Source organism: Nocardioides aquaticus (assembly GCF_018459925.1).
Taxonomy (GTDB): domain Bacteria; phylum Actinomycetota; class Actinomycetes; order Propionibacteriales; family Nocardioidaceae; genus Nocardioides; species Nocardioides aquaticus.
In genome coordinates, this window is record NZ_CP075371.1 from 4,119,361 (window position 1) to 4,138,856 (window position 19,496).

Sequence of the window (19,496 nt, forward strand, 5' to 3'; positions counted from 1 at the left end):
CGCCACCCCCGAAATGCACGCAGCCCGCAGGTGTGGCGCTCCGGGTCCCGAGGAGGGACCGGTGCGACCGCCCCCGGTGGACGTGAACTGCTGACCGGGGCACCTGCGGGCCGGGTGACTGCTGTGGATTCGCCAGCAGCCGGTCGGTCACTGGACCGACGGGTGGTGCTGGGCTGCTAGCGGGCAGCCACCTCACGCGTCCTAGAAGAATGCATTCTCCGGACCACCTCCTTTCCCGTGTCCGATCACCGTAGATCGGCCCCGCCCGTCGTTCAAGGGGTTTCCCGCCGACCTGTGGACGGCCGGCCTGCACGCCCGGCGGACGCACCCGTGGACGCGCAACACCGATGTCACCTCTGCACGCCACACTGCCCCCATGACCAGCTCCACGACCCCCGGCCGGGCGCCGCTCAGCACCGAGCAGATGATCGCCGCCGACCGCCGCGACCCCGACGTCGCGACGTTCGCCGGGGGCGTGTCCTCCGACGAGCACCACGCCGCCCTGCGGTCCTCGGTACGCCAGCTCGGGCGGCTGCTCGGGGAGGCGCTGACCCGGCACGAGGGTCCCGAGCTGCTCGCCCTCGTCGAGCAGGTCCGCGCGCTGAGCCGTGAGCCCGACGACGGCGCCCTGCACGAGCTGCTCGACGCCACCGACGACGCGACCGCGATCGTGCTGGCGCGGGCGTTCACGGCGTACTTCCAGCTGGTCAACGTCACCGAGCAGCTGCACCGCTGGCAGGAGCTGACCTCGCGCGAGTCCGGCCCGCTGGCCGACGCCGTCGGCCGGATCGGCGCGGCGCTCGAGGACGGCAGCATCGACCGGGACCTGGTCGTCGACGTGCTCGGACGCCTGGAGTACCGCCCGGTCTTCACCGCCCACCCCACCGAGGCCAGCCGACGCTCGGTGCTGGTGCTGCTGCAGAAGATCGCCGAGGAGACCTACGTCGCCGAGGACCCCCGTGGCCGCCCGGCCGACCGCGCGCGCAGCGAGCGCCGGCTGGCCGAGCTGGTCGACCTGCTCTGGCAGACCGACGAGCTGCGGGTCGAGAAGCCGGAGCCGGCCGACGAGGCCCGCACGCTGCTCTACTACCTCCAGTCGTTGGCCGCCGAGGTCGTGCCGGGCCTGCTCGAGGAGCTGGACCGCTGCCTGGCCGGCATCGACGTCGTGCTGCCCGCGACCGCGCGTCCGCTGCGCTTCGGCACCTGGGCCGGTGGCGACCGCGACGGCAACCCCAACGTCACCCCGCAGGTGACCCTCGACGTGCTCGGCCTGCAGCACGACGTGGGCCTGCGCGAGCTGGTCCGCGGTGTGGAGGAGCTGCTGGGCGAGGTGTCGTCCTCGACCCGGGTGGTCACCCCGAGCGACGGGCTCGCCGCCAGCCTGGAGGCCGACGCCGAGGCGCTGCCGATCACCTACTCCACGATCCGCCGGCTGAACGCCGAGGAGCCGTACCGGCTCAAGCTCAGCTTCGCCCGGGTGCGCCTGCTCCGCACCCGCGACCGGCTCGCCGAGGGCCGCGCGCACGAGCCCGGCCGCGACTACCTGACCCTCGACGGGCTGCTCACCGACCTCGCCCTGGTGCGCGACTCGATGCTGGCCGACGGCGACCACCTCACCGCCGACGGCGGCGTGCTCCGCCTGCTCCGCACCGCGACCGCGATCGGGCTCGGCCTGGCCACCCTCGACGTCCGCGAGCACAGCGAGAAGCACCACGCCGCGCTCGAGGTGCTCGTCGACCGCCTCGGCGAGCACCCCGAGCCGTACGGCTCCCTCGACCGCCCGGCGCGGATCCGGCTGCTCTCGGCGGAGCTGGCGAGCCGGCGCCCGCTGACCGGCGCCTGCACCCCCGGCCTGCGCGAGGACCCGGACAGCCCGGTGGCCGCCTCCCTGTCGCTGATGGACGCGATCCGTGAGGCGCTGGACACCTTCGGGCCCGACGTCGTGGAGACCTACATCGTCTCGATGACCCACGACGTCGACGACCTGCTGGCCGTGGTCGTGCTGGCCCGGGAGGCCGGCCTGGTCGACCCCGGCACCGAGGACACCCCGGCCACCGCCCGGATCGGGTTCGCGCCGCTGTTCGAGACCGTCGCGGAGCTGGAGGCCGCGGAGCCGCTGCTCGAGGCCCTGCTGGGCGACCCGGCGTACCGCCGCGTGGTCGCCGCCCGCGGCGACGTGCAGGAGATCATGCTCGGCTACTCCGACTCCTCCAAGGACGCCGGGATCGCGGCCTCGCAGTGGCAGATCCACCGCGCCCAGCGCGCGCTGCGCGACGTCGGGCGCCGGCACGGCGTCGTGATGCGGCTCTTCCACGGCCGCGGCGGCTCCGTCGGGCGCGGCGGCGGCCCCACCGGGGAGGCGATCCTGTCCCAGCCCTACGGCAGCCTCGACGGGCCGATCAAGATCACCGAGCAGGGCGAGGTGATCAGCGACAAGTACACCCTGCCCCAGCTCGGCCGGGAGAACCTCGAGCAGGCGCTCGCAGCCGTCCTGGAGGCCTCGGTGCTGCACCGCACCTCGCTGCTGCCGCCCGACGTGCTCGACGGCTGGAACACCACCATGGCCCGGGTCGCCTCGGCCGGCCAGGAGGCGTACCGCGGCCTCGTGCGCGACCCCGGCCTGGTGCCGTTCTTCGTCTCGGCCACCCCGGTCGACGAGCTCGGCGGGATGAACATCGGCTCCCGCCCGGCCAAGCGCCCCGGCGGGGCCGGCGGCCTCGACGACCTCCGCGCGATCCCGTGGGTCTTCGGCTGGACGCAGTCGCGGATGATCCTGCCCGGCTGGTACGGCGTGGGCTCGGGCCTGGCGGCCGCGCGCGAGGACGGGCGCGGGGAGACGCTGCGCGAGATGTACGGCTCGTGGGCGTTCTTCCGCACCTTCGTGTCGAACGTGCAGATGACGCTGGCCAAGACCGACCTCGACATCGCCGCGCGCTACGTCCGCTCCCTGGTGCCCGAGGACGCCGCGGGGCTGTTCGACCAGGTGCGCGCCGAGCACGAGCGGGCCGTCGAGCAGGTGCTGTGGGTGACCGGGCAGGACTCGCTGCTCGCGGGGTCCCCGACGCTGCGGCGCACCCTGGAGACCCGCGACGCCTACCTCGCGCCGCTGCACGCCCTCCAGGTCTCGCTGCTCGGCCGGGTGCGCGCGGCCGGCGAGGACGAGCGCCACCCGGACCTGCAGCGGGCGCTGCTGCTGACCATCAACGGGATCGCGGCCGGCCTGCGCAACACCGGCTGAGCCGAGATGACGCTCGCGGACAGCCGAGATGACGCTTGCGGCGCCTCGAGGTGACGGTTCCGGTCAGCCCCAGACCTCGTCGGCGACCTCGACGAGCAGCCGCAGCTTGGCGGCCTCCTCCTCGATCGTCAGGGCGTTGCCCTCGACGGTGGAGGAGAAGCCGCACTGCGGCGACAGGCAGAGCTGCTCGAGCGGCACGTGCTTGGCGGCCTCGTCGATCCGGCGCTTGAGGACGTCCTTGTCCTCCAGCCGACCGTGCTTGGTGGTGACCAGCCCGAGCACGACCTGCTTGCCGGCCGGCACGTGCCGCAGCGGCTCGAAGCCGCCCGAGCGCTCGTCGTCGTACTCCAGGAAGAAGCCGTCGACCTCGAGCCCGCCGAAGACGGCCTCGGCGACGAAGTCGTAGCCACCCTCGGCCGCCCACGACGAGCGGTAGTTGCCGCGGCACAGGTGGGTGGTCACGTGCAGGCCCTCCGGGCGGCCGGCGATCGCGTCGTTGATCGTGCGGACGTACCGCTCGTGCTGGTGCTCGGGGTCGCCGCCCTGGGCGCGCAGCTGCTCGCGCTGCGCCGGGTCGTTGAGGTAGGCCAGCGACGTGTCGTCGAGCTGGAGGTAGGTGCAGCCCAGGCCCGCCACGGCGCGGACCTCCTCGGCGTACGCCCCGGCGAGGTCGTCCCAGAACGCGTCGAGGTCGGGGTAGACGCCGTCGTCGATCGCCGCCCGGCCGCCGCGGTAGTGGACCATGTTGGGCGAGGGGATGGTCAGCTTCGGCGTCATCCCCGGCGCGATCTCGGCCGCGGTGTCACGCAGGAAGGTGTACGCCTCGGTGAAGATGGGCTCCCCCAGGCGCACCCGGTCGTGCACCGACAGCGCGGCGGAGGAGAAGTCGAGGTCGCCGTCGGCGTTGCGGAAGTGCACCGCCATCGTCTCCTCGGTCGGCGAGACGCCCTCGAGCTGGTAGAGGAAGTCCATGTGCCACGACGTACGGCGCAGCTCGCCGTCGGTGACGGTCTGCAGACCGGCGTCGCGCTGGAGCGCGACCACCTCGCGGATGGCGGTGTCCTCCGCGGCGCGCAGGCCGGCGTCGTCGAGCGTGCCGGCGGCGTGCCGGGCGCGGGCGTCGACCAGCGCGGGTGGGCGCAGCAGGCTCCCGACGTGGTCGGCGCGGTACGGGGGCTGCTGGCGGTCGGTGCTCATCCCCCGACCGTAGGCCGACACCCACCCCACCCGCACCGCCCGGGCAGGATGAGGCTCATGCACCTCGACCCCGCCGACCCGGACGTCAACACCTACCCGCTGCTGAACAGCATCGTGGTCCCCCGCCCGATCGCCTGGGTCTCGACCCGGTCGGCGGCCGGGGTCGGCAACCTGGCCCCGCACTCGTTCTTCACCGTGGCCTGCGTCGACCCGCCGCTGGTCTCGATCACCTCGGTCGGCGCGAAGGACACGCTGCGCAACGTGCAGGAGACCGGCGAGATGGTGATCAGCCTGGCCAACCGGCCGCTGCTGGAGCGGATCAACGGCACCAGCGCGCCCTACGACCCCGACGTCGACGAGGCCGAGGCGGAGGGCCTGGAGATGGCGCCGAGCACGAACGTGTCGGTCCCCCGCGTCGCGGCGTCGCCGGCCTCGCTGGAGTGCACGCTGCACTCGGTCCAGGAGCTCGGCAACTCGTGGCTGATCCTCGGTCGGGTCGTCGGCATCCACGTCGACGACGCCGTCATGCAGGACGGCCACCCGGAGTTCGAGCTGATGGAGCCGCTCTCGCGGCTGGGCCGCAACGAGTGGGGCCTGCCCAACGAGGTCGTCAGGATCGACCGGCCCACGAAGGCGCCCGGGCGCGACTGAGAGGTCCCGCCGGCCGGGGTCAGGGGGCGAGCCGGCAGGTCCGCCAGTCCTGCTCCTGGGGGTCGCGCTCGTAGACCAGCCGGTCGTGCAGCCGGCTCGGCCGGCCCTGCCAGAACTCCACGACCTCCGGCCGCACGACGTAGCCGCCCCAGTCGTCGGGGACCGGCACGTCCTCGCCGAAGCGGTCGTCCGCGGCGGCGTACGACGCCTCGAGCGCGGCGCGGTCGGCGACCGTGCTCGACTGCCGCGAGGCCCAGGCCCCGATCCGCGAGCCGCGGGGGCGGGAGGCGAAGTACGCCTCGACCTCCTCGCGCGGCAACGGCTCGGCCGGGCCCTCGACGCGGACCTGGCGCTCCAGGGCGTGCCAGGGGAAGAGCAGCGCGGCCCACGGGACGTCGGCCAGCTCGCCGCCCTTGCGGGAGGCGAGGTTGGTGAAGAAGACGAACCCGCGCTCCGAGACCCCCTTGAGCAGCACGATCCGCGACGAGGGCCGCCCGTGCGCGCCGGCGGTCGAGAGCACCATCGCGTTCGGCTCGTGCACGCCCTGGTCCACCGCCTGGTCGTACCACCGCTCGAACATCGTGACCGGGTCGGCGGCCAGGTCGGCCTCGTCGAGGCCGCCGCGGGCGTACTCCTCGCGGGCGGAGGAGAGGTCTCGGCTCATGCCTCGAGGCTACGGCGCGACGGGGCGCCCACGGCCACCCGGCGCGGTGCGGCACAATGCCGAGCCAGAGCAGATCCACGACGAAGGTCCCGACGAAGGAGTCGTCACGCATGGTTGAGGTACACCACGGACTCGAGGGCGTCGTCGCCTTCGAGTCGGAGATCGCGGAGCCCGACAAGGAGGGCTCGGCGCTGCGCTACCGCGGCGTCGACATCGAGGAGATCGTCGGCCGGGTGCCGTTCGAGAACGTCTGGGGCCTGCTCATCGACGGCTCGTACGACCCGGGCCTGCCGCCCGCGGAGGCCTACAACATCCCGGTCCACACCGGCGACGTGCGCGTCGACGTCCAGGCCGCGATCGCGATGCTCGCCCCGGCCTTCGGCTTCCGCCAGACCTACGACATCTCCGACGAGCAGGCCCGCGCGGACCTCTCCCGGGTCGCGGTCATGGTGCTGTCCTACGCCGCGCAGTCCGCACGCGGGCTGAACAACGCCGTCGTCCCGCAGTCCGAGGTCGACCAGGGCGGCACCCTCGCGGAGAAGTTCCTGATCCGCTGGAAGGGCGAGGCCGACCCCAAGCACGTCAAGGCGATCGACGCCTACTGGAGCAGCGCGGCCGAGCACGGCATGAACGCCTCCACCTTCACCGCCCGCGTGATCACCTCCACCGGCGCCGACGTGGGCGCCGCCTTCTCCGGCGCCATCGGCGCGATGAGCGGCCCGCTGCACGGCGGTGCGCCCTCGCGCGTGCTCGGCATGATCGGCGACGTCGAGGAGTCCGGCGACGCCGAGGGCTACGTCAAGGGCCTGCTGGACCGCGGCGACCGCCTGATGGGCTTCGGCCACCGCGTCTACCGCGCCGAGGACCCCCGCGCCCGCGTGCTGCGCCGCACCGCCAAGGAGCTGAACGCGCCCCGCTACGAGGTCGCCGAGGCCCTCGAGAAGGCCGCGCTGAAGGAGCTCAAGGAGCGCCGCCCCGACCGCGTGCTCGAGACCAACGTCGAGTTCTGGGCCGCGATCGTCCTCGACTTCGCCGAGGTCCCGCCGCACATGTTCACCTCGATGTTCACCTGCGCGCGCACCGGCGGCTGGTCGGCGCACATCCTGGAGCAGAAGCGCACCGGGCGCCTGATCCGCCCCTCGGCCGTCTACACCGGCCCGGGCGAGCGCAGCGCCAGCGACATCGAGGGCTGGAAGAGCGCCTGGGGCGAGTGAGCCCCAGGTCGTGGGTCGGAGGACGCGCCCTGGCGCGTCCTCCGACCCACGACCTCCTCCCTCCACCATGAGCAGACCCGTCCTCACCACCGAGCGGATGCGCCTCGAGCCGTTGACGGCCGCGCACACCGACCTCCTGGTCGAGCTCGACGCCGATCCGGAGGTGCTCCGGCTCGTCCACGGTCGTGCGCTCGCCCGGGATGAGGTCGTCGGTACCTTCATGCCGCGGCGCACCCGGCCCGACGCCGACGCCCGTGGTCTCGGTTTCTGGGTCGGATGGTCGCGCACCGACCCGACCCGGTGGCTCGGGTGGTGGTGCCTCATCCCGGACGGGACCGACCGTGGCTCCGCCGAGCTCGGCTACCGCCTCCGACGCACGGCGTGGGGACACGGCCTCGCCACCGAGGGTGGCCGGGCGCTGCTGGCGCACGCCTTCGGCACGGCCGGGCTCGACCGGGTGTGGGCCGAGACCATGACGGTCAACACCGGGTCGCGCGGCGTGCTGCGGAAGCTCGGCCTCACCGAGCGCAGGATCCGGGTGGACGAGGAGAAGCGGGCGATCCCGGGCTGGGAGCACGGCGTCGTGACCCTCGACCTCGACGCGCCGCGCCCGGGCCCCCGGCGGACCTGACGGTCAGCGGAAGACCTGGTCCACCCACCGGAAGGCGCCGAGCGCGTGGTCGGCGCGGAAGTACGCGTGGTCCGCACGCACCCGGTCGGCGGCCTCGGCCGCGAAGGCCACCAGGTCGGTGACGAAGAGGTCCTCCGGACCGATCGCGGCCAGCACGTCGGGCTCGATGTCGTGGTCGACCAGGCCGGCCTCGTCCGACAGCGCGTGCGACTGCGCCAGCGACTCCCCGCAGATCCGGGCGTAGGTGCGCCACTGCTTGGGTGACAGCTCGTCGAGCTCGACCTCGTCCTTGTACGGCGCCCGCTCGCGCACCATGAAGGACAGCCCGTCGATCTCCACCGCGCCGTAGAACCGGTCCCCCCGTACGAGGTGGACGCCCTGGGCGTGGGTGATCCGCTCGGCGGTGCCGTCCACCTGGAACTCCGAGGGCGGCGCGAGCCCGGCCAGGGCGGAGCGCCGGGCCTGCTTGAACTCGATGATCACGTCGTCGGTGCCGTCGGCGGCGGGCCCCTCGACCATCAGGTAGTAGCGGGGCAGGCCGAGCGAGGCGGTGCCCTGCCCGAGCCGCTCGCACACGTCCTTGACCCGCATCCCACCGGCGCGGGCCGGGACCTCGACGTCGTTGTCGCGCACGAAGCGGTCCAGCGCCGCCTGGAACTCCTCGACCCTGCTGGTCACCGGCACGTGCTCGTCGTCGGCGCGGAAGCCCCGGCGGTACTCGTCGTGGTACTTGCGGGCCAGCCACGCGTCGCGGTCCTCGTGCGCGCCCTTGATCAGGCGCCGGATCAGCTTGGGGGCGTTGTCCTCGCGCATCTGGCCCTGCTGCTCGGTGGCCTCGGAGGCGTAGCTCCGCATGGCGCCGACGTAGCCGCGCACGAAGCACTCCGCGATCCGCAGCTGCTTGGCGGCGTCCATCCCGCCCTCGGTCCCGGCCGCGATGACGAAGCCCACCGCCCCGCGCTTGAGGTCCCAGGTGAACGGGGCGTAGTAGGCCTCGTCGAAGTCGTTGACCCCGAAGATCGGGACGTCGTCGGCGCTCGGCATCACGCCGAAGTTCTCCGGGTGCACGTCGCCCAGGGTCAGCACGGTCGGCATCCAGGCGTCCTCGCCGGCGATGTCGCGGTAGAACAGCAGGCAGGTGCCGCGGAAGAAGGAGTACAGCGAGTCGGCCAGCTTCTCGAACTTCGCCTCCGCGTCCTGGCTGCGGTGCGCGATCCGGGTCTCGTGGTCCTCACGGACGGTCTGGCGCACGTGCAGGCGCCGGTCGTGGCCGGAGAGCTGGCGGGGCATGAACCGGACCTCGCCGCGGGCGCGCTGCTCGGCCAGCGCCCGGAAGGCGTCCACCCGGGAGCCGTGGGGTACGCGGGCCTGGGCGCCGACGTTCTCGTCCGAGGCCGCGTCGCTGCCGGAGGTGGCCAGGGCCTCGACCAGCTCGTCCTTCGCCATCGAGGACCGCCCCGGCAGCTGCTGGTCGCGGGCGAGGTCCATCAGGTCGGCGCGGGTGAGGGCGCGCAGCTCGTCGGTCGAGCGGGCAGGGGTGCTCATCGGTCGTGTCTACCGGACCGGTCGCGGCGCTCGCACCACCCGGGTCGTTCGCGGCGCCGAGGGCTCAGTCGAGTCGGCCGTCGTACCAGCTGGTGGCCCCGCGCCCGCCGGCCCGGCTGAGCGAGACGTGCACGTGGTCGCGGTGGCGCAGGGTCTTGGAGCAGCGCTTCCTGGACGGGCAGCTGCCGGACAGGTAGCGACCGGGGCTGAACTCGTCGCTGTACGACCGCCAGATCCGGTCGTTCCAGATGACGTACATGATGCCCATCCGGCGGGCCAGCGCGTGCTCGTTGCCGGCGTCGTCGGTGGCGAGGACCCGGCGCAGGAACCGCGAGGCACGCTGCCGGTCGGCCTTCCTCGCCGCGTCCAGCGTCCAGTCGAAGGCCCGGCCCTCCTCGTGCTCGGAGGTGCTCGGCGAGCACGCCCGGCCGACGCCGCCGAACCCGCCGCCGAACGTGTCGACCATCCAGCGACCCAGCGCGACCGCGCCCGGCTTGGGCTTCGGCTTGCACGTCGTCCCACCGACGTACGAGGCGTAGTCCTCGATCGGCGCGGCCTGGGCGGGCGCGCCCGGGCCGACGGCGAGCAGGGAGGCGGTCAGCAGGGCGCCGAGGAGCAGCGAGAGCCGGCGGAGGGCGGTGGGGGGCACCCGGGCAGGGTAGGCACGCCCCGGACGTCCTGTCAGGCGGTCCGCTCAGGCGGTCCGGGCGTCCGGGGGTGCCGCGGCGGCGAGCGCGGGGTCCAGCAGCCTGCCGTAGCAGCGCGAGAGCGCCTCGCCGGCGTAGTGCCCGAAGTCGGGCACCGCGACGTAGCCGGCGGAGCGGTAGAGCGCGATCGCCTCCGGCTGCCGCACCCCCGTCTCGAGCACCATCGCCTCCGCGCCGTACGCCGCCGCGTCGGCCTCGAGCGCGGCCAGGACCGTCCGGGCGTGGCCGGCGCGCTGGGCGCGCGGGGAGACGTACATCCGCTTCAGCTCGGCGGTGCGCGAGACCCCGAGGACCGGCAGGTCGACCCGGCGCCAGGCGCCGGTGGCGACCGCCTCGCTGGTCCCGTCGGGGGCGTCGCGGTAGCCCACGAAGAAGCTGCCGGTGGGCGGCTCGAACATCAGCGGGTCGAGCGGGGTGACGTCGGGCGAGCCGTAGCGGACGACGTACTCCTGCTGGACCTCCTCGACGAGCCGGACGGCGTCGGGGTGGCCGTAGCCGACCCGGACGAGGCGGAGCACGGGCGCAGGATCGGGCAGGGGCGGCACGGTGCCAGACTAGGAGGCGTGACCGACGGCCCCCGCATCCCCGCCGACCTGCTGCCCGCCGACGGCCGGTTCGGGTCCGGCCCCTCCAAGGTCCAGGTCTCGCACCTCGAGGCGCTCGCCGCGACCGGCACCTCGCTGGTCGGCACCTCGCACCGGCAGGCGCCCGTGCGCGGTCTCGTCGGCCGGGTGCAGGAGCAGCTCGCCTCGCTGTTCTCGCTGCCCGACGGCTGGCAGGTGGTGCTGGGCAACGGCGGGTCGACGACGTTCTGGGACGTCGCGTCCTACGGCCTGGTCCGCGAGCGCAGCCAGCACCTGGTCTACGGCGAGTTCACGGCCAAGTTCGCCGAGGCCGTCGCGGCGGCGCCGTGGCTCGGCGAGCCCGACGTCGTGCGCGGCGAGCCCGGCACGGTCGTCGGCCCCCGCCCCGCCGACGTCCTCGACGCCTACGCCTGGGCGCACAACGAGACGTCCACCGGGGCGATGGCACCGGTGGTGCGCCCGGTCGGCACGCGCGCGGAGGACGCCCTGGTGCTGGTCGACGCGACCTCCGGCGCCGGCGGCCTGCCGGTCGACGTGGCCGAGTGCGACGTCTACTACTTCGCCCCGCAGAAGGGCTTCGCCTCCGACGGCGGGCTGTGGTTCGCGCTGATGTCGCCGGTGGCGCTGGCCAGGACCGCCGAGATCGCCGCCGCCGGCCGGCACGTGCCCGCCTCGCTCGACCTGGCGATCGCGGTCGAGCAGTCGGCCAAGCAGCAGACCTACAACACCCCGGCCGTCGCCACGCTGTTCCTGATGGCCGAGCAGCTCGAGTGGATGCTCGGCCTCGGCGGCCTGCCGGCGACGGTCGAGCGGACGACGCGGTCGTCGTCCGCGCTGTACGGCTGGGCGGAGGCCTCGTCGTACGCCACCCCGTTCGTCGCCGAACCCGCCCACCGCTCCCTGGTGGTCGGCACGGTCGACCTGGACGCCTCGATCGACGCGGCCCGGGTCTCGGCCGTGCTGCGTGCCCACGGCGTGGTGGACACCGAGCCGTACCGCAAGCTCGGCCGCAACCAGCTGCGCGTGGCGATGTTCCCCGCCGTCGACCCCGAGGACGTGCTCGCGCTGACCCGGTGCGTCGACCACGTGGTCGCGCAGCTGTAGACGTCGTCCGGGGCCGATTACCCCCGGAGGTGTGCCCTGCCACGCGCGCGGCACGCAGGGTGGTGGGTCCGGCGCGACGAGGCGTCGGGCGGAGGAGACCCGATGAGCCCGATCAACGCCGTGCTCGGCGCCGCCACCCGACCGGCCCAGGCCGCGGCCGACCTGGTCGGGTCCGCCTGGCGGATCGTGGGTCGCGTCGACGAGGCCCTGGAGCGGGTCGAGAGGCTCATCGACGACGTCGCCGCCACCAACGCCCACGCCCAGGCGGTCGTCGACCGGGTCGACGCGACCAGCCTCCAGGCGGCCGAGGCGGTCGACCTGGGCACGGCCGAGCTGCGGCGCGCCGTCGGCGCGCTCGCGGAGCACCGCGCGACGCTGGAGCGGGCCGGGACCACCGCCGGCCACGCCGCCGACGTGCTCGGCGCCCAGCACGTCGACGCCGTCGCCCACCTGCTCGAGCTGGTCCCGGACCTGCTCGACCTGGTGCTCCCCGCGCTGCGCGGGATGGCCGACCTCACCCCCGAGCTCGACCAGCTCACCGAGCGCTTCGACAGCGTCGGGCAGATCGTCGAGGGGCTGCCGGGGGCGCAGCGGCTGCGCCGCCGCGGCGAGGAGCGCGAGCAGGACGCCGCCGACGAGCAGCAGCCGGTCTAGTCCCCTGCTGCATCCCCGGGTGCGTCGCCCAGGGCGTCCCGCAGCAGCGCCGCGGCCGCGGCGTCGTACGCCACCAGCCGCGCCTCGGTGACGCCGGTCGTCGCCGCCACCGAGCGCAGCGCCTCGACGGCCGCGGCCGCCGCGTCCTCGCGCGGCCAGCCGTAGACCCCGGCCGAGACCAGCGGGAAGGCGAGGGTGCGGGCACCGACCTCGTCGGCCACCTCGACCGCCCGTGTGTAGCAGGACAGCAGCAGGGCCCGGTCGGTCTCGCCTGCGCGGTGGTCGGGCCCGACGACGTGGACGACCCAGCGGGCCGGCAGGTCGCCCGCCGTCGTCCAGCCGGCGTCGCCGGTGGCCAGGCCGTGCGGGAAGCGACGTACGCAGTCCTCCAGCACGGCCGGTCCCCCAGCGCGGTGGATCGCCCCGTCCACCCCGCCGCCGCCGCGCAGGTGCCGGTTGGCGGCGTTGACGACCGCGTCGACGTGCTGCTGCGTCAGGTCGCCCTCGACCACCGTGATCTCCATGCCGGTCCCCTCGTCGTCGCGACGCGCCGCGATCACTGCTGCGCGGCGCGGGTCAGCCTCAGCGTGGCACGCACCCGCCGCGCCAGCCGGCTGTAACGCTGTGTTACTTCATCTGGTGCAGCGCCACGACGGTGCACCAGAGGAAGTAACACAGCGTTACAGCGCGGGCCGGGCGCCACCAGCCCGCCCACCGCGCGTTACGCCCCGTCAGCGCGGCCTGAGCGAGCGGAGCAGCACGACGAGCACGCCGACCAGGAACACCCCGCCGACCAGCCAGGGGCCGACGCCCGGGCCGCGGTCGAGCGCGTCGGTGGCGACCGGCGCGTCGTACGCCCCCGGCGGGGTGACCACGGCCGGGTCCTCGGGCTGCGCCGCCGGCGACCCCTCCGGCAGTGGCGCGACCGCCTCGGCGAGGGCCTGCGGCATCGGGGCGCGCAGCACCTGGCTGTCCGCGCCCTCGCTGCTGACGAGCACCTGGAACTCGCCGTCGACCTCGTCGACCGCGATCCCCTCGCCCTGCTCCTGCTCGGGCAGGTCGAAGGAGCCGACGTCGCGCAGGTCGGGCCAGGAGTAGACGGTGGCCGAGCCGTAGTCGCGCACCACGAGGTGCCGGCCGTCGGGGAAGAACGCCCCGTCGGTGGCGAAGCCGCGGACGTCGCCGAGCTCGCGCAGCCGCACCGGCTCGACCGGTGCCGGCGCCCCGACCGACGGCGGCACGGCGTCCGGCGGGACCTCGTAGAGCGCCCCGCCCAGCACGACCTTGCTCGCCACCAGGACCCGCCCGGAGACGGGGTCGACCATCAGGGTCTCGGCGTCGCGGGGCCCGTCGGGGTAGACCAGCTCGACCGCGGAGGCGGCGTCGACCTCCTGCTCGCCCGGCCCGACCGGCACCCGCAGGATGCTCACCGAGTCGCGCACGCCGCCGTTGTCGCCGATGTCGCCGACGAGGACGTCGTCCTCCAGCGGGGCCAGCGCCTCGACGTCGCGGGCCTCGCCCCACGTCGTGGTCCCGACGGTCCGACCGTCGGCGTCGACGGTGAAGACCCGGCCCTCGTCGCCGGAGTCGTTGGTCGTCACGACCCGGCCGCCGTCGAGGGCGACCAGCCCGCTCGACTCGACGATCGCCGGGTCGGCGAACGTCAGCACGACCTTGCGCTCGACCTCGGGCGTGATCGCGAGCGCGCCGCCGACCAGGAAGGGCACCGCGACGGCGACCCCCAGGTAGCGGCGGAGCTCAAGCACCAGGCGTCCCGAGCAGCTCCCCGAGCCGCGGGCGCACGCCCCACGTCCTGACCAGCTCGTCGTACTCCTCGCGCTGCTCCCCCGCCACCGGCGCACCGGTGCGGGTGGCACGCAGCAGCGTGTTGCGCGGCGTGTGCTCGCTGCCCACGAACTCCACGACCTCGACGCGGTAGCCCTCCAGGCGCAGCAGCGAGGCGCGCAGCGCGTCGGTGAGGGTGTCGGCGAAGCGCTCGCGGAGGATCCCGTGCCGGGTCAGGGCGGCGTACGGCGCGGGGGTCGCCGCCGCGCGCAGCTGCGCGGCCACGTCGTGGTGGCAGCACGGCGCGGCCAGCGCGACGGGCGCCTGCCAGGCAGCGGCGCGGGCCAGGGCGTCGTCGGTCGCGGTGTCGCAGGCGTGCAGCGCGAGCACCACCTCCGGGGCGGGGGCGAGCGCGACGTCCTCGATGCTGCCGACCACGAACTCCGCACGGCCGTCGCCGAAGGCGCCGGAGGCGGCCAGCCGCTCCGCCACGGCGGTGTTGTGCTCGCGGGACTGCTCCTTGACGTCCACCCCGGTGACGACCACGGGCAGGCCGCGCACGCCGGCGAGGTAGCGCAGCGCGGCAAAGGTCAGGTACGCGTTGCCGCACCCGAGGTCGACCACCCGCAGCGGGTCCTCCACGGTCGGGCGGCGCAGGTGGCCCTTGTCGAGGGCGTCGGTGACCGTCGTCTCGAGCAGCCGCAGGAACTCCTCGACCTGCCGGTGCTTGGCGACCCGGGTCGGCTTGACCCGGCCCCGCTCGTCGGTGATCCCCAGCGCGGCGAAGACGGGGTCGCCGTCGTCGAGCAGCCGCGCCTTGTCGCGGTCGTGGCCGCGGTCGACCTCGACCGGGGTCTCGCGCCGCTCGGTGCGGACCAGCGCCTCGAGCTTCTTGGTCGCCCGGCCCTGGTAGGTCTGGGTCGTCGTCTCGACCAGCCAGTTCCCGTACCCCTGCGCGAGGAGCGCGTCGACGGCGTCGTCGGCGGCCCGCCCCGGCTCGTGGTTGCTGGTGTGGGCCTGCGTGGCGTCGTACGCGGTCACCTGCAGGCGGCGCCCGGCGCGCAGGTCGACCCAGCGCAGCTCGACGCGACGCCACGACGGCGGCTCCTGGCCCCGCCGGCGCCCGGACAGCACGGCGCGGACGAGCGTGTCGGGGTCGAGGACGTCGGCGCGGACCCGCTCGAGGGCGCCCGCCAGCGGCTCGGCCACCTCAGAACCTGCCCGACACAGCCGAGACCACGACCACCAGCAGCAGCGCGACCAGGGCCAGGGGGATGACGAGGCGGCGGTGGCGCGGGTTCACCGCCGGCCCCGGCTGCTGCGGCGCCCGCGCAGGCGGGTGCGGAGCGACGGACGGGCCGTGGACTGGTCCGCGGGGGCACCGAAGGCCAGCAGCTCGGACAGGTGCAGCGCCCGCAGCTGCTCAAGGTCGTCGAGCTGGACCCGGCAGGAGACGCCGTCGGCCAGCACGACCTTCGATCCCCGTGCGCGGACGGCCGGGAGCAGGTGCGTCTCGGCGACGGCGACCGACGTCTCGTAGTGCCCCTTCTCCATCCCGAAGTTGCCGGCCAGCCCGCAGCAGCCGGCCACGACGGTGACCGCGGCGCCGCAGCGCTCGAGGAGCGCCTTGTCGGCGTCGAAGCCGAGGATCGAGGCCTGGTGGCAGTGCGGCTGCACCAGCACCTCGACGTCCGACAGGTCCGGCAGCGCCAGCCGGCCCTGGTCGGCGAGGTCGGTCAGCACCTCGGCGAGGGTGCGGACCCCCTCAGCGACGACGGTGGCCTCCGGGGAGTCCACGAGCTCCTCGGCGTCCGAGCGCAGGGTCGCCAGGCAGGACGGCTCGAGGCCCACGACGGGCACGCCGGAGCCGACGTACGCCGAGAGGGTCGCCACGGTCCGGCCGACGATCCTGCGGGCCTGGTCGAGCTGGCCGGTGGTCACCCAGGTGAGCCCGCAGCACGCCGGCTCGGGGATGACCTCGGCCCGCAGGCCGGCGGCGCGCAGCAGGGCCAGGGCCGCCTGGCCGGTGTGCGGCGAGAGCTGGTCGGTGAAGGAGTCCGCCCAGATCCAGACGTCCGGCGTGCCGGTGCCGCCCGGCGCCTCGCGCGCGGTCCGACGCAGGCCGCGGGCGGCCACGGTGGGCAGCGAGCGGCGGTGGTCGACGCCGGCGGCGGCGGTGGCCAGGCGCGCGGTCGGCGCGAAGCGGCCCGCGGCGTTCAGCACGGGCGCCAGCGGGGGCACCCGGCCGATCAGGGCGAGCCAGGTGGGCAGCCGACCCAGCGTGTAGTGGCTGAGCGGGCGGGTGCGGCCGCGGTAGGTCTGGTGCAGCACCTCGGACTTGTAGGTCGCCATGTCGACCCCGGTCGGGCAGTCCGAGGCGCAGCCCTTGCAGGACAGGCAGAGGTCGAGCGCCTCGTGCAGGGCGGGGTCGCGCAGGCCGGTCAGCGTGCCGCCCGGCCCGGCGTCGAGCGCCTCCTGGAGCACGCGGGCGCGGCCCCGGGTGCTGTCCTTCTCGTCCCGGGTGGCCTGCCACGAGGGGCACATCACGCCGGTCGACGACGCGGCGACGCACTTGCCGACGCCGGTGCAGCGGTGGGCGGCGGTGGCGAGGTCGCCACCGTCGTGGAGCAGCCGCAGGCCCGCGTTGACCCGGGTGCGCGGGCGCGCGGGGCGGACGTCGGCCTCGACGGGCCGGGGGTCGACCAGGACGCCCGGGTTGAGCAGCCCGTCGGGGTCGCAGGCGTGCTTGACGGCGCCGAACAGGTCGATCGTGTGCGGGTCGTACATCAGCGGCAGCAGCGCGGAGCGGGCCCGGCCGTCGCCGTGCTCGCCCGAGAGCGAGCCTCCGTACTTCACCAGGCCGGTGGCGCTGGCCTCGAGGAACTCGCGGAAGGAGCGGCCGCCGTCGTCGAAGCGGAAGTCGATGCGGACGTGCACGCACCCGTCGCCGAAGTGGCCGTAGGGCACCCCGTCGAGGCCGTGCTCGCGCAGCAGCGCGTCGAAGTCGCGCAGCCAGGACCCGAGGTGCTCGGGCGGTACGGCGGCGTCCTCCCACCCGGCGTGGGCGGGGCGGCTCAGGCTGCGCGCGGCCAGGCCGGCGCCGTCGTCGCGGATCCGCCACAGGGCGGTGGTCTCGCGGGGGTCGGTGATCAGCCGCGACTCCAGCGCGCCGGACTCCGCGCGCAGGCGGGCGACGAGGTCGGCGGCACCCTCGCCGGCGACCTCGGCGAACAGCCAGCCGCCGCCGCGGGGCAGGTCGGGGACGCTGCCGTGGCGGGCGCGGACCAGGTCGACGATCCGGGAGTCGAGGCCCTCGCAGGCCACCAGGCGGGCCCGGTCGTCGGGCGTGCCCGCGCCGCGCTCGGCGCCGAGGGCGAGCAGGGTCGGCACGGCGTCGGCGGCCTCGATCATCGAGGCGTAGCCCAGGACCAGCAGCAGCCGCTCGGGGTGGTCACGCACCAGGGACACGGTGGCCTCGCGGACCAGGGCCAGGGTGCCCTCGGAGCCGGTGACCAGGCGGTCCAGGCGGCGGCCGCGCTCGGGGAGCAGCTGCTCGAGGGCGTAGCCGGAGACCTGGCGGGAGAACTGGCCGAACGTCTGCCGCACGTGCGCGAGCTCGGCGTCGACGATCGCGGCGAGGCGGCGCTCGACGTCGCTGCCGTCGGGGTGGTCCAGGGACACGCCGTCGCGCACCCGGACCCGCTCGCCGGCGCCGGTGAGCAGGTCGAGGCCGACCACGTTGTCGGAGGTGCGGCCGTAGCCCAGCGCGCGCGAGCCGCAGGCGTTGTTGCCGATCATCCCGCCGATGGTGCAGCGGGTGTGGGTCGAGGGGTCGGGGCCGAAGCGCAGGCCGTGCTCGTGGGCGCGGGCCTGGAGCCGGGCGTGCACGACGCCGGGCTGCACCGTCGCGGTCTGCGCCTCGGAGTCCAGGGCCAGGATGCGGTTCAGGTGGCGGCCGGTGTCGACCACGATCCCCGGCCCGACCGCGTTGCCGGCGATCGAGGTGCCGGCGCCGCGCATCGTGACCGGGACGCCGGTGGCGCGGGCCGCGTCCAGGACGGCGTCGATCTCGTCGACGTGGCGCGGACGGGCGACCACCTGCGGGACCACGCGGTAGAGCGAGGCGTCGGCGGCGTAGAGCGAGCGGGTCAGGGCCGAGTCGTCGACGTCGCTGACGCCACGCGCGCGCAGGGCGGCCGCGACGTCGCTGCCCGCCGCGTCGGTGGTGCCGGCCCCGGTGGTCGGGGGCAGGTCGACGGTCGTCACCAGAGCTCCATCGAGTCGCCGACGACCCCGGCGAGGTCGTCCCCGGAGACCGGGCGCGGGGCGGTGGCGAGCAGCCGCTGCTGCTGCAGCGCGCCCTCGACGATGCCGTCGACGTCGGCCGCGCCGTACCCGATCTCGGCCAGGCCGTTGGGGATGCCGATGTCGCGCATGATCCGGGTCAGCACGCCCGGCAGCGCGTCGGGACCGCGCTCGTCGGCCGACAGGTCGGGCTCGAGCAGCCGCGCGGCGCGCAGGTGCCGCTCGGGGTCGCCGTCGAAGGTGAACCGGAAGGCCGCCGGCGCGGTGAGGGAGACGGCCATGCCGTGCGGCACCATCGCCTCGTCCTGGGGGTAGCCCGCCGGCCGGTAGTCGCGCACGCGCCCGGCGATCGGGTACGCGTTCGCGTGCGGGATGTGCACGCCGGCGTTGCCGAACCCGAGGCCGGCGAAGGTCGCGGCCATCGCCATCTGCTCGCGGGCGACCGCGTCCTCGGGGTCGCGCACGGCCCGCCGGAAGGCGGTCGCCAGCAGCGACATCGCCTTCTCCGACCACATGTCGGCGACCGGGTTCGCCCCGCAGTACGGGACCCGCTGCTCGGGGGTCTTGGCGTCGAAGTCGGCGTACCAGCGCGCGGTCCAGCTCTCCAGGGCGTGGCACAGGATGTCCATCCCGGACGCGGCGGTGACCATCGCGGGCTGGGTCGCCGTCAGCGACGGGTCGACCACGGCCAGGCGCGGGCGGAGCGCGACGTGGCTGATCCCGGTCTTGACGTGCAGCGAGAGCACGTCGAGCACGCAGATCGTGGTGCTCTCGCTGCCGGTGCCGGTGGTGGTCGGCACGGCCACCAGCGGCAGCAGCGGGTTGACCGGCGCGAGGGCCTTGCCCACCGGGGCGTTGACGTAGTCCATCAGCTCGCCGGGGTTGGTCGTGAGCAGGTTGACCGCCTTGGCCGTGTCGATCGCCGAGCCGCCGCCGACGGCGACCACGGCGTCGAACGGGCCGGCGTCGCGGCCGAACTCGACGGCCTCGCGCAGGGAGACGTCGGTCGGCTCGACGTGGGCCTGGTCGAAGACGACGACCTCGATCCCGGTGGCGCGGACCGACTCGGCGATGCGCTCGGGGTGCCCGGTGGCGGCCACGCCCGGGTCGGTGACCAGGAGCACGCGGCGCGCGCCGTACTGCCCGAGGTCGTGGCCGATCTCGGCGGAGGCGCCCGGTCCGAACTTCAGGGCGGGGCGGCGTAGGTGAAGACGGTC

The 19,496-nt window shown here is 74.8% G+C and carries 16 protein-coding genes; 6 read left to right on the forward strand and 10 right to left on the reverse strand.

All coding sequences use genetic code 11. The features are described 5' to 3' along the window. Window positions 1-376: 376 nt before the first annotated feature. Entirely contained in the window at window positions 377-3,238 is a 2,862-nt protein-coding gene (gene ppc / locus ENKNEFLB_RS20035; protein ID WP_214056974.1) for a phosphoenolpyruvate carboxylase, read from the forward strand. A 63-nt stretch (window positions 3,239-3,301) separates the two neighbouring features. Here the strand turns inward: ppc and ENKNEFLB_RS20040 are convergent, their stop codons facing one another. After that, the gene (locus ENKNEFLB_RS20040; protein WP_214056975.1) at window positions 3,302-4,435 is read right to left on the reverse strand and encodes a 5-methyltetrahydropteroyltriglutamate--homocysteine S-methyltransferase; all 1,134 of its coding nucleotides are present in this window, start codon (window positions 4,433-4,435) and stop codon (window positions 3,302-3,304) included. Between the two features lie 57 nt (window positions 4,436-4,492). On the opposite strand from ENKNEFLB_RS20040, the gene ENKNEFLB_RS20045 reads away from it, so the two are divergent. Then, window positions 4,493-5,086, forward strand: a complete 594-nt coding sequence (locus tag ENKNEFLB_RS20045; protein ID WP_214056976.1) for a flavin reductase family protein — start codon at window positions 4,493-4,495, stop codon at window positions 5,084-5,086. Window positions 5,087-5,105: 19 nt separating this feature from the next. Here the strand turns inward: ENKNEFLB_RS20045 and pdxH are convergent, their stop codons facing one another. Further along, window positions 5,106-5,750, reverse strand: coding sequence for a pyridoxamine 5'-phosphate oxidase (gene pdxH / locus ENKNEFLB_RS20050; RefSeq protein WP_214056977.1), 645 nt, complete (start codon window positions 5,748-5,750; stop codon window positions 5,106-5,108). Between the two features lie 110 nt (window positions 5,751-5,860). Here pdxH and ENKNEFLB_RS20055 point away from each other — a divergent pair, with 110 nt between their 5' ends. Both ENKNEFLB_RS20055 and ENKNEFLB_RS20060 read left to right on the forward strand, forming a co-directional pair. Continuing rightward, window positions 5,861-6,964, forward strand: a complete 1,104-nt coding sequence (locus ENKNEFLB_RS20055) for a citrate synthase 2 (RefSeq protein WP_214056978.1) — start codon at window positions 5,861-5,863, stop codon at window positions 6,962-6,964. A 67-nt stretch (window positions 6,965-7,031) separates the two neighbouring features. Continuing rightward, the gene (locus ENKNEFLB_RS20060) at window positions 7,032-7,595 is read left to right on the forward strand and encodes a GNAT family N-acetyltransferase (RefSeq protein ID WP_214056979.1); all 564 of its coding nucleotides are present in this window, start codon (window positions 7,032-7,034) and stop codon (window positions 7,593-7,595) included. A 3-nt stretch (window positions 7,596-7,598) separates the two neighbouring features. On the opposite strand, the gene ENKNEFLB_RS20065 is transcribed toward ENKNEFLB_RS20060, so the two are convergent. From ENKNEFLB_RS20065 to ENKNEFLB_RS20075, 3 genes are all read right to left on the reverse strand, one after another. Beyond that, entirely contained in the window at window positions 7,599-9,140 is a 1,542-nt protein-coding gene (locus tag ENKNEFLB_RS20065; protein WP_214056980.1) for a DUF2252 family protein, read from the reverse strand. A gap of 64 nt (window positions 9,141-9,204) precedes the next feature. Continuing rightward, entirely contained in the window at window positions 9,205-9,789 is a 585-nt protein-coding gene (locus tag ENKNEFLB_RS20070; protein WP_214056981.1) for a VldE C-terminal domain-containing protein, read from the reverse strand. 45 nt (window positions 9,790-9,834) lie between these two features. Beyond that, window positions 9,835-10,365: a GNAT family N-acetyltransferase gene (locus tag ENKNEFLB_RS20075; protein WP_214056982.1), complete on the reverse strand. Its 531-nt coding sequence runs from the start codon at window positions 10,363-10,365 to the stop codon at window positions 9,835-9,837. A 45-nt stretch (window positions 10,366-10,410) separates the two neighbouring features. On the opposite strand from ENKNEFLB_RS20075, the gene serC reads away from it, so the two are divergent. Then, the gene (gene serC, locus ENKNEFLB_RS20080) at window positions 10,411-11,535 is read left to right on the forward strand and encodes a phosphoserine transaminase (protein WP_214056983.1); all 1,125 of its coding nucleotides are present in this window, start codon (window positions 10,411-10,413) and stop codon (window positions 11,533-11,535) included. Between the two features lie 102 nt (window positions 11,536-11,637). Continuing rightward, window positions 11,638-12,189 (forward strand): hypothetical protein, encoded by a 552-nt coding sequence (locus tag ENKNEFLB_RS20085; RefSeq protein ID WP_214056984.1) that lies wholly within the window; start codon window positions 11,638-11,640, stop codon window positions 12,187-12,189. On the opposite strand, the gene ENKNEFLB_RS20090 is transcribed toward ENKNEFLB_RS20085, so the two are convergent. The 5 genes from ENKNEFLB_RS20090 to ENKNEFLB_RS20110 form a co-directional block, all read right to left on the reverse strand. Beyond that, complete coding sequence (locus ENKNEFLB_RS20090) at window positions 12,186-12,713, reverse strand: O-acetyl-ADP-ribose deacetylase (protein ID WP_214056985.1); 528 nt, start codon at window positions 12,711-12,713, stop codon at window positions 12,186-12,188. The genes ENKNEFLB_RS20085 and ENKNEFLB_RS20090 overlap by 4 nt on opposite strands. 207 nt (window positions 12,714-12,920) lie before the next feature. Continuing rightward, window positions 12,921-13,955: a hypothetical protein gene (locus ENKNEFLB_RS20095; RefSeq protein WP_214056986.1), complete on the reverse strand. Its 1,035-nt coding sequence runs from the start codon at window positions 13,953-13,955 to the stop codon at window positions 12,921-12,923. Continuing rightward, on the reverse strand, window positions 13,948-15,183 hold the full coding sequence (locus ENKNEFLB_RS20100) for a class I SAM-dependent methyltransferase (protein ID WP_214056987.1): 1,236 nt from the start codon (window positions 15,181-15,183) through the stop codon (window positions 13,948-13,950). The genes ENKNEFLB_RS20095 and ENKNEFLB_RS20100 overlap by 8 nt, the downstream gene beginning before the upstream one ends. A gap of 90 nt (window positions 15,184-15,273) precedes the next feature. Continuing rightward, window positions 15,274-18,240 (reverse strand): FAD-binding and (Fe-S)-binding domain-containing protein, encoded by a 2,967-nt coding sequence (locus ENKNEFLB_RS20105; protein ID WP_246535691.1) that lies wholly within the window; start codon window positions 18,238-18,240, stop codon window positions 15,274-15,276. Then, a complete protein-coding gene (locus tag ENKNEFLB_RS20110; RefSeq protein ID WP_214059622.1) occupies window positions 18,237-19,469 on the reverse strand; it encodes a hydroxyacid-oxoacid transhydrogenase in 1,233 nt (410 codons plus the stop codon). Before ENKNEFLB_RS20110 ends, ENKNEFLB_RS20105 begins: the two co-directional genes overlap by 4 nt. Between the last annotated feature and the right edge of the window lie 27 nt (window positions 19,470-19,496).

Coding starts and splice junctions, on each gene's coding strand:
- ppc (WP_214056974.1), top strand. CDS start 377: ATGACCAGCTCCACGACCCCCGGCCGGGCGCCGCTCAGCACCGAGCAG.
- ENKNEFLB_RS20040 (WP_214056975.1), bottom strand. CDS start 4,435: ATGAGCACCGACCGCCAGCAGCCCCCGTACCGCGCCGACCACGTCGGG.
- ENKNEFLB_RS20045 (WP_214056976.1), top strand. CDS start 4,493: ATGCACCTCGACCCCGCCGACCCGGACGTCAACACCTACCCGCTGCTG.
- pdxH (WP_214056977.1), bottom strand. CDS start 5,750: ATGAGCCGAGACCTCTCCTCCGCCCGCGAGGAGTACGCCCGCGGCGGC.
- ENKNEFLB_RS20055 (WP_214056978.1), top strand. CDS start 5,861: ATGGTTGAGGTACACCACGGACTCGAGGGCGTCGTCGCCTTCGAGTCG.
- ENKNEFLB_RS20060 (WP_214056979.1), top strand. CDS start 7,032: ATGAGCAGACCCGTCCTCACCACCGAGCGGATGCGCCTCGAGCCGTTG.
- ENKNEFLB_RS20065 (WP_214056980.1), bottom strand. CDS start 9,140: ATGAGCACCCCTGCCCGCTCGACCGACGAGCTGCGCGCCCTCACCCGC.
- ENKNEFLB_RS20085 (WP_214056984.1), top strand. CDS start 11,638: ATGAGCCCGATCAACGCCGTGCTCGGCGCCGCCACCCGACCGGCCCAG.
- ENKNEFLB_RS20090 (WP_214056985.1), bottom strand. CDS start 12,713: ATGGAGATCACGGTGGTCGAGGGCGACCTGACGCAGCAGCACGTCGAC.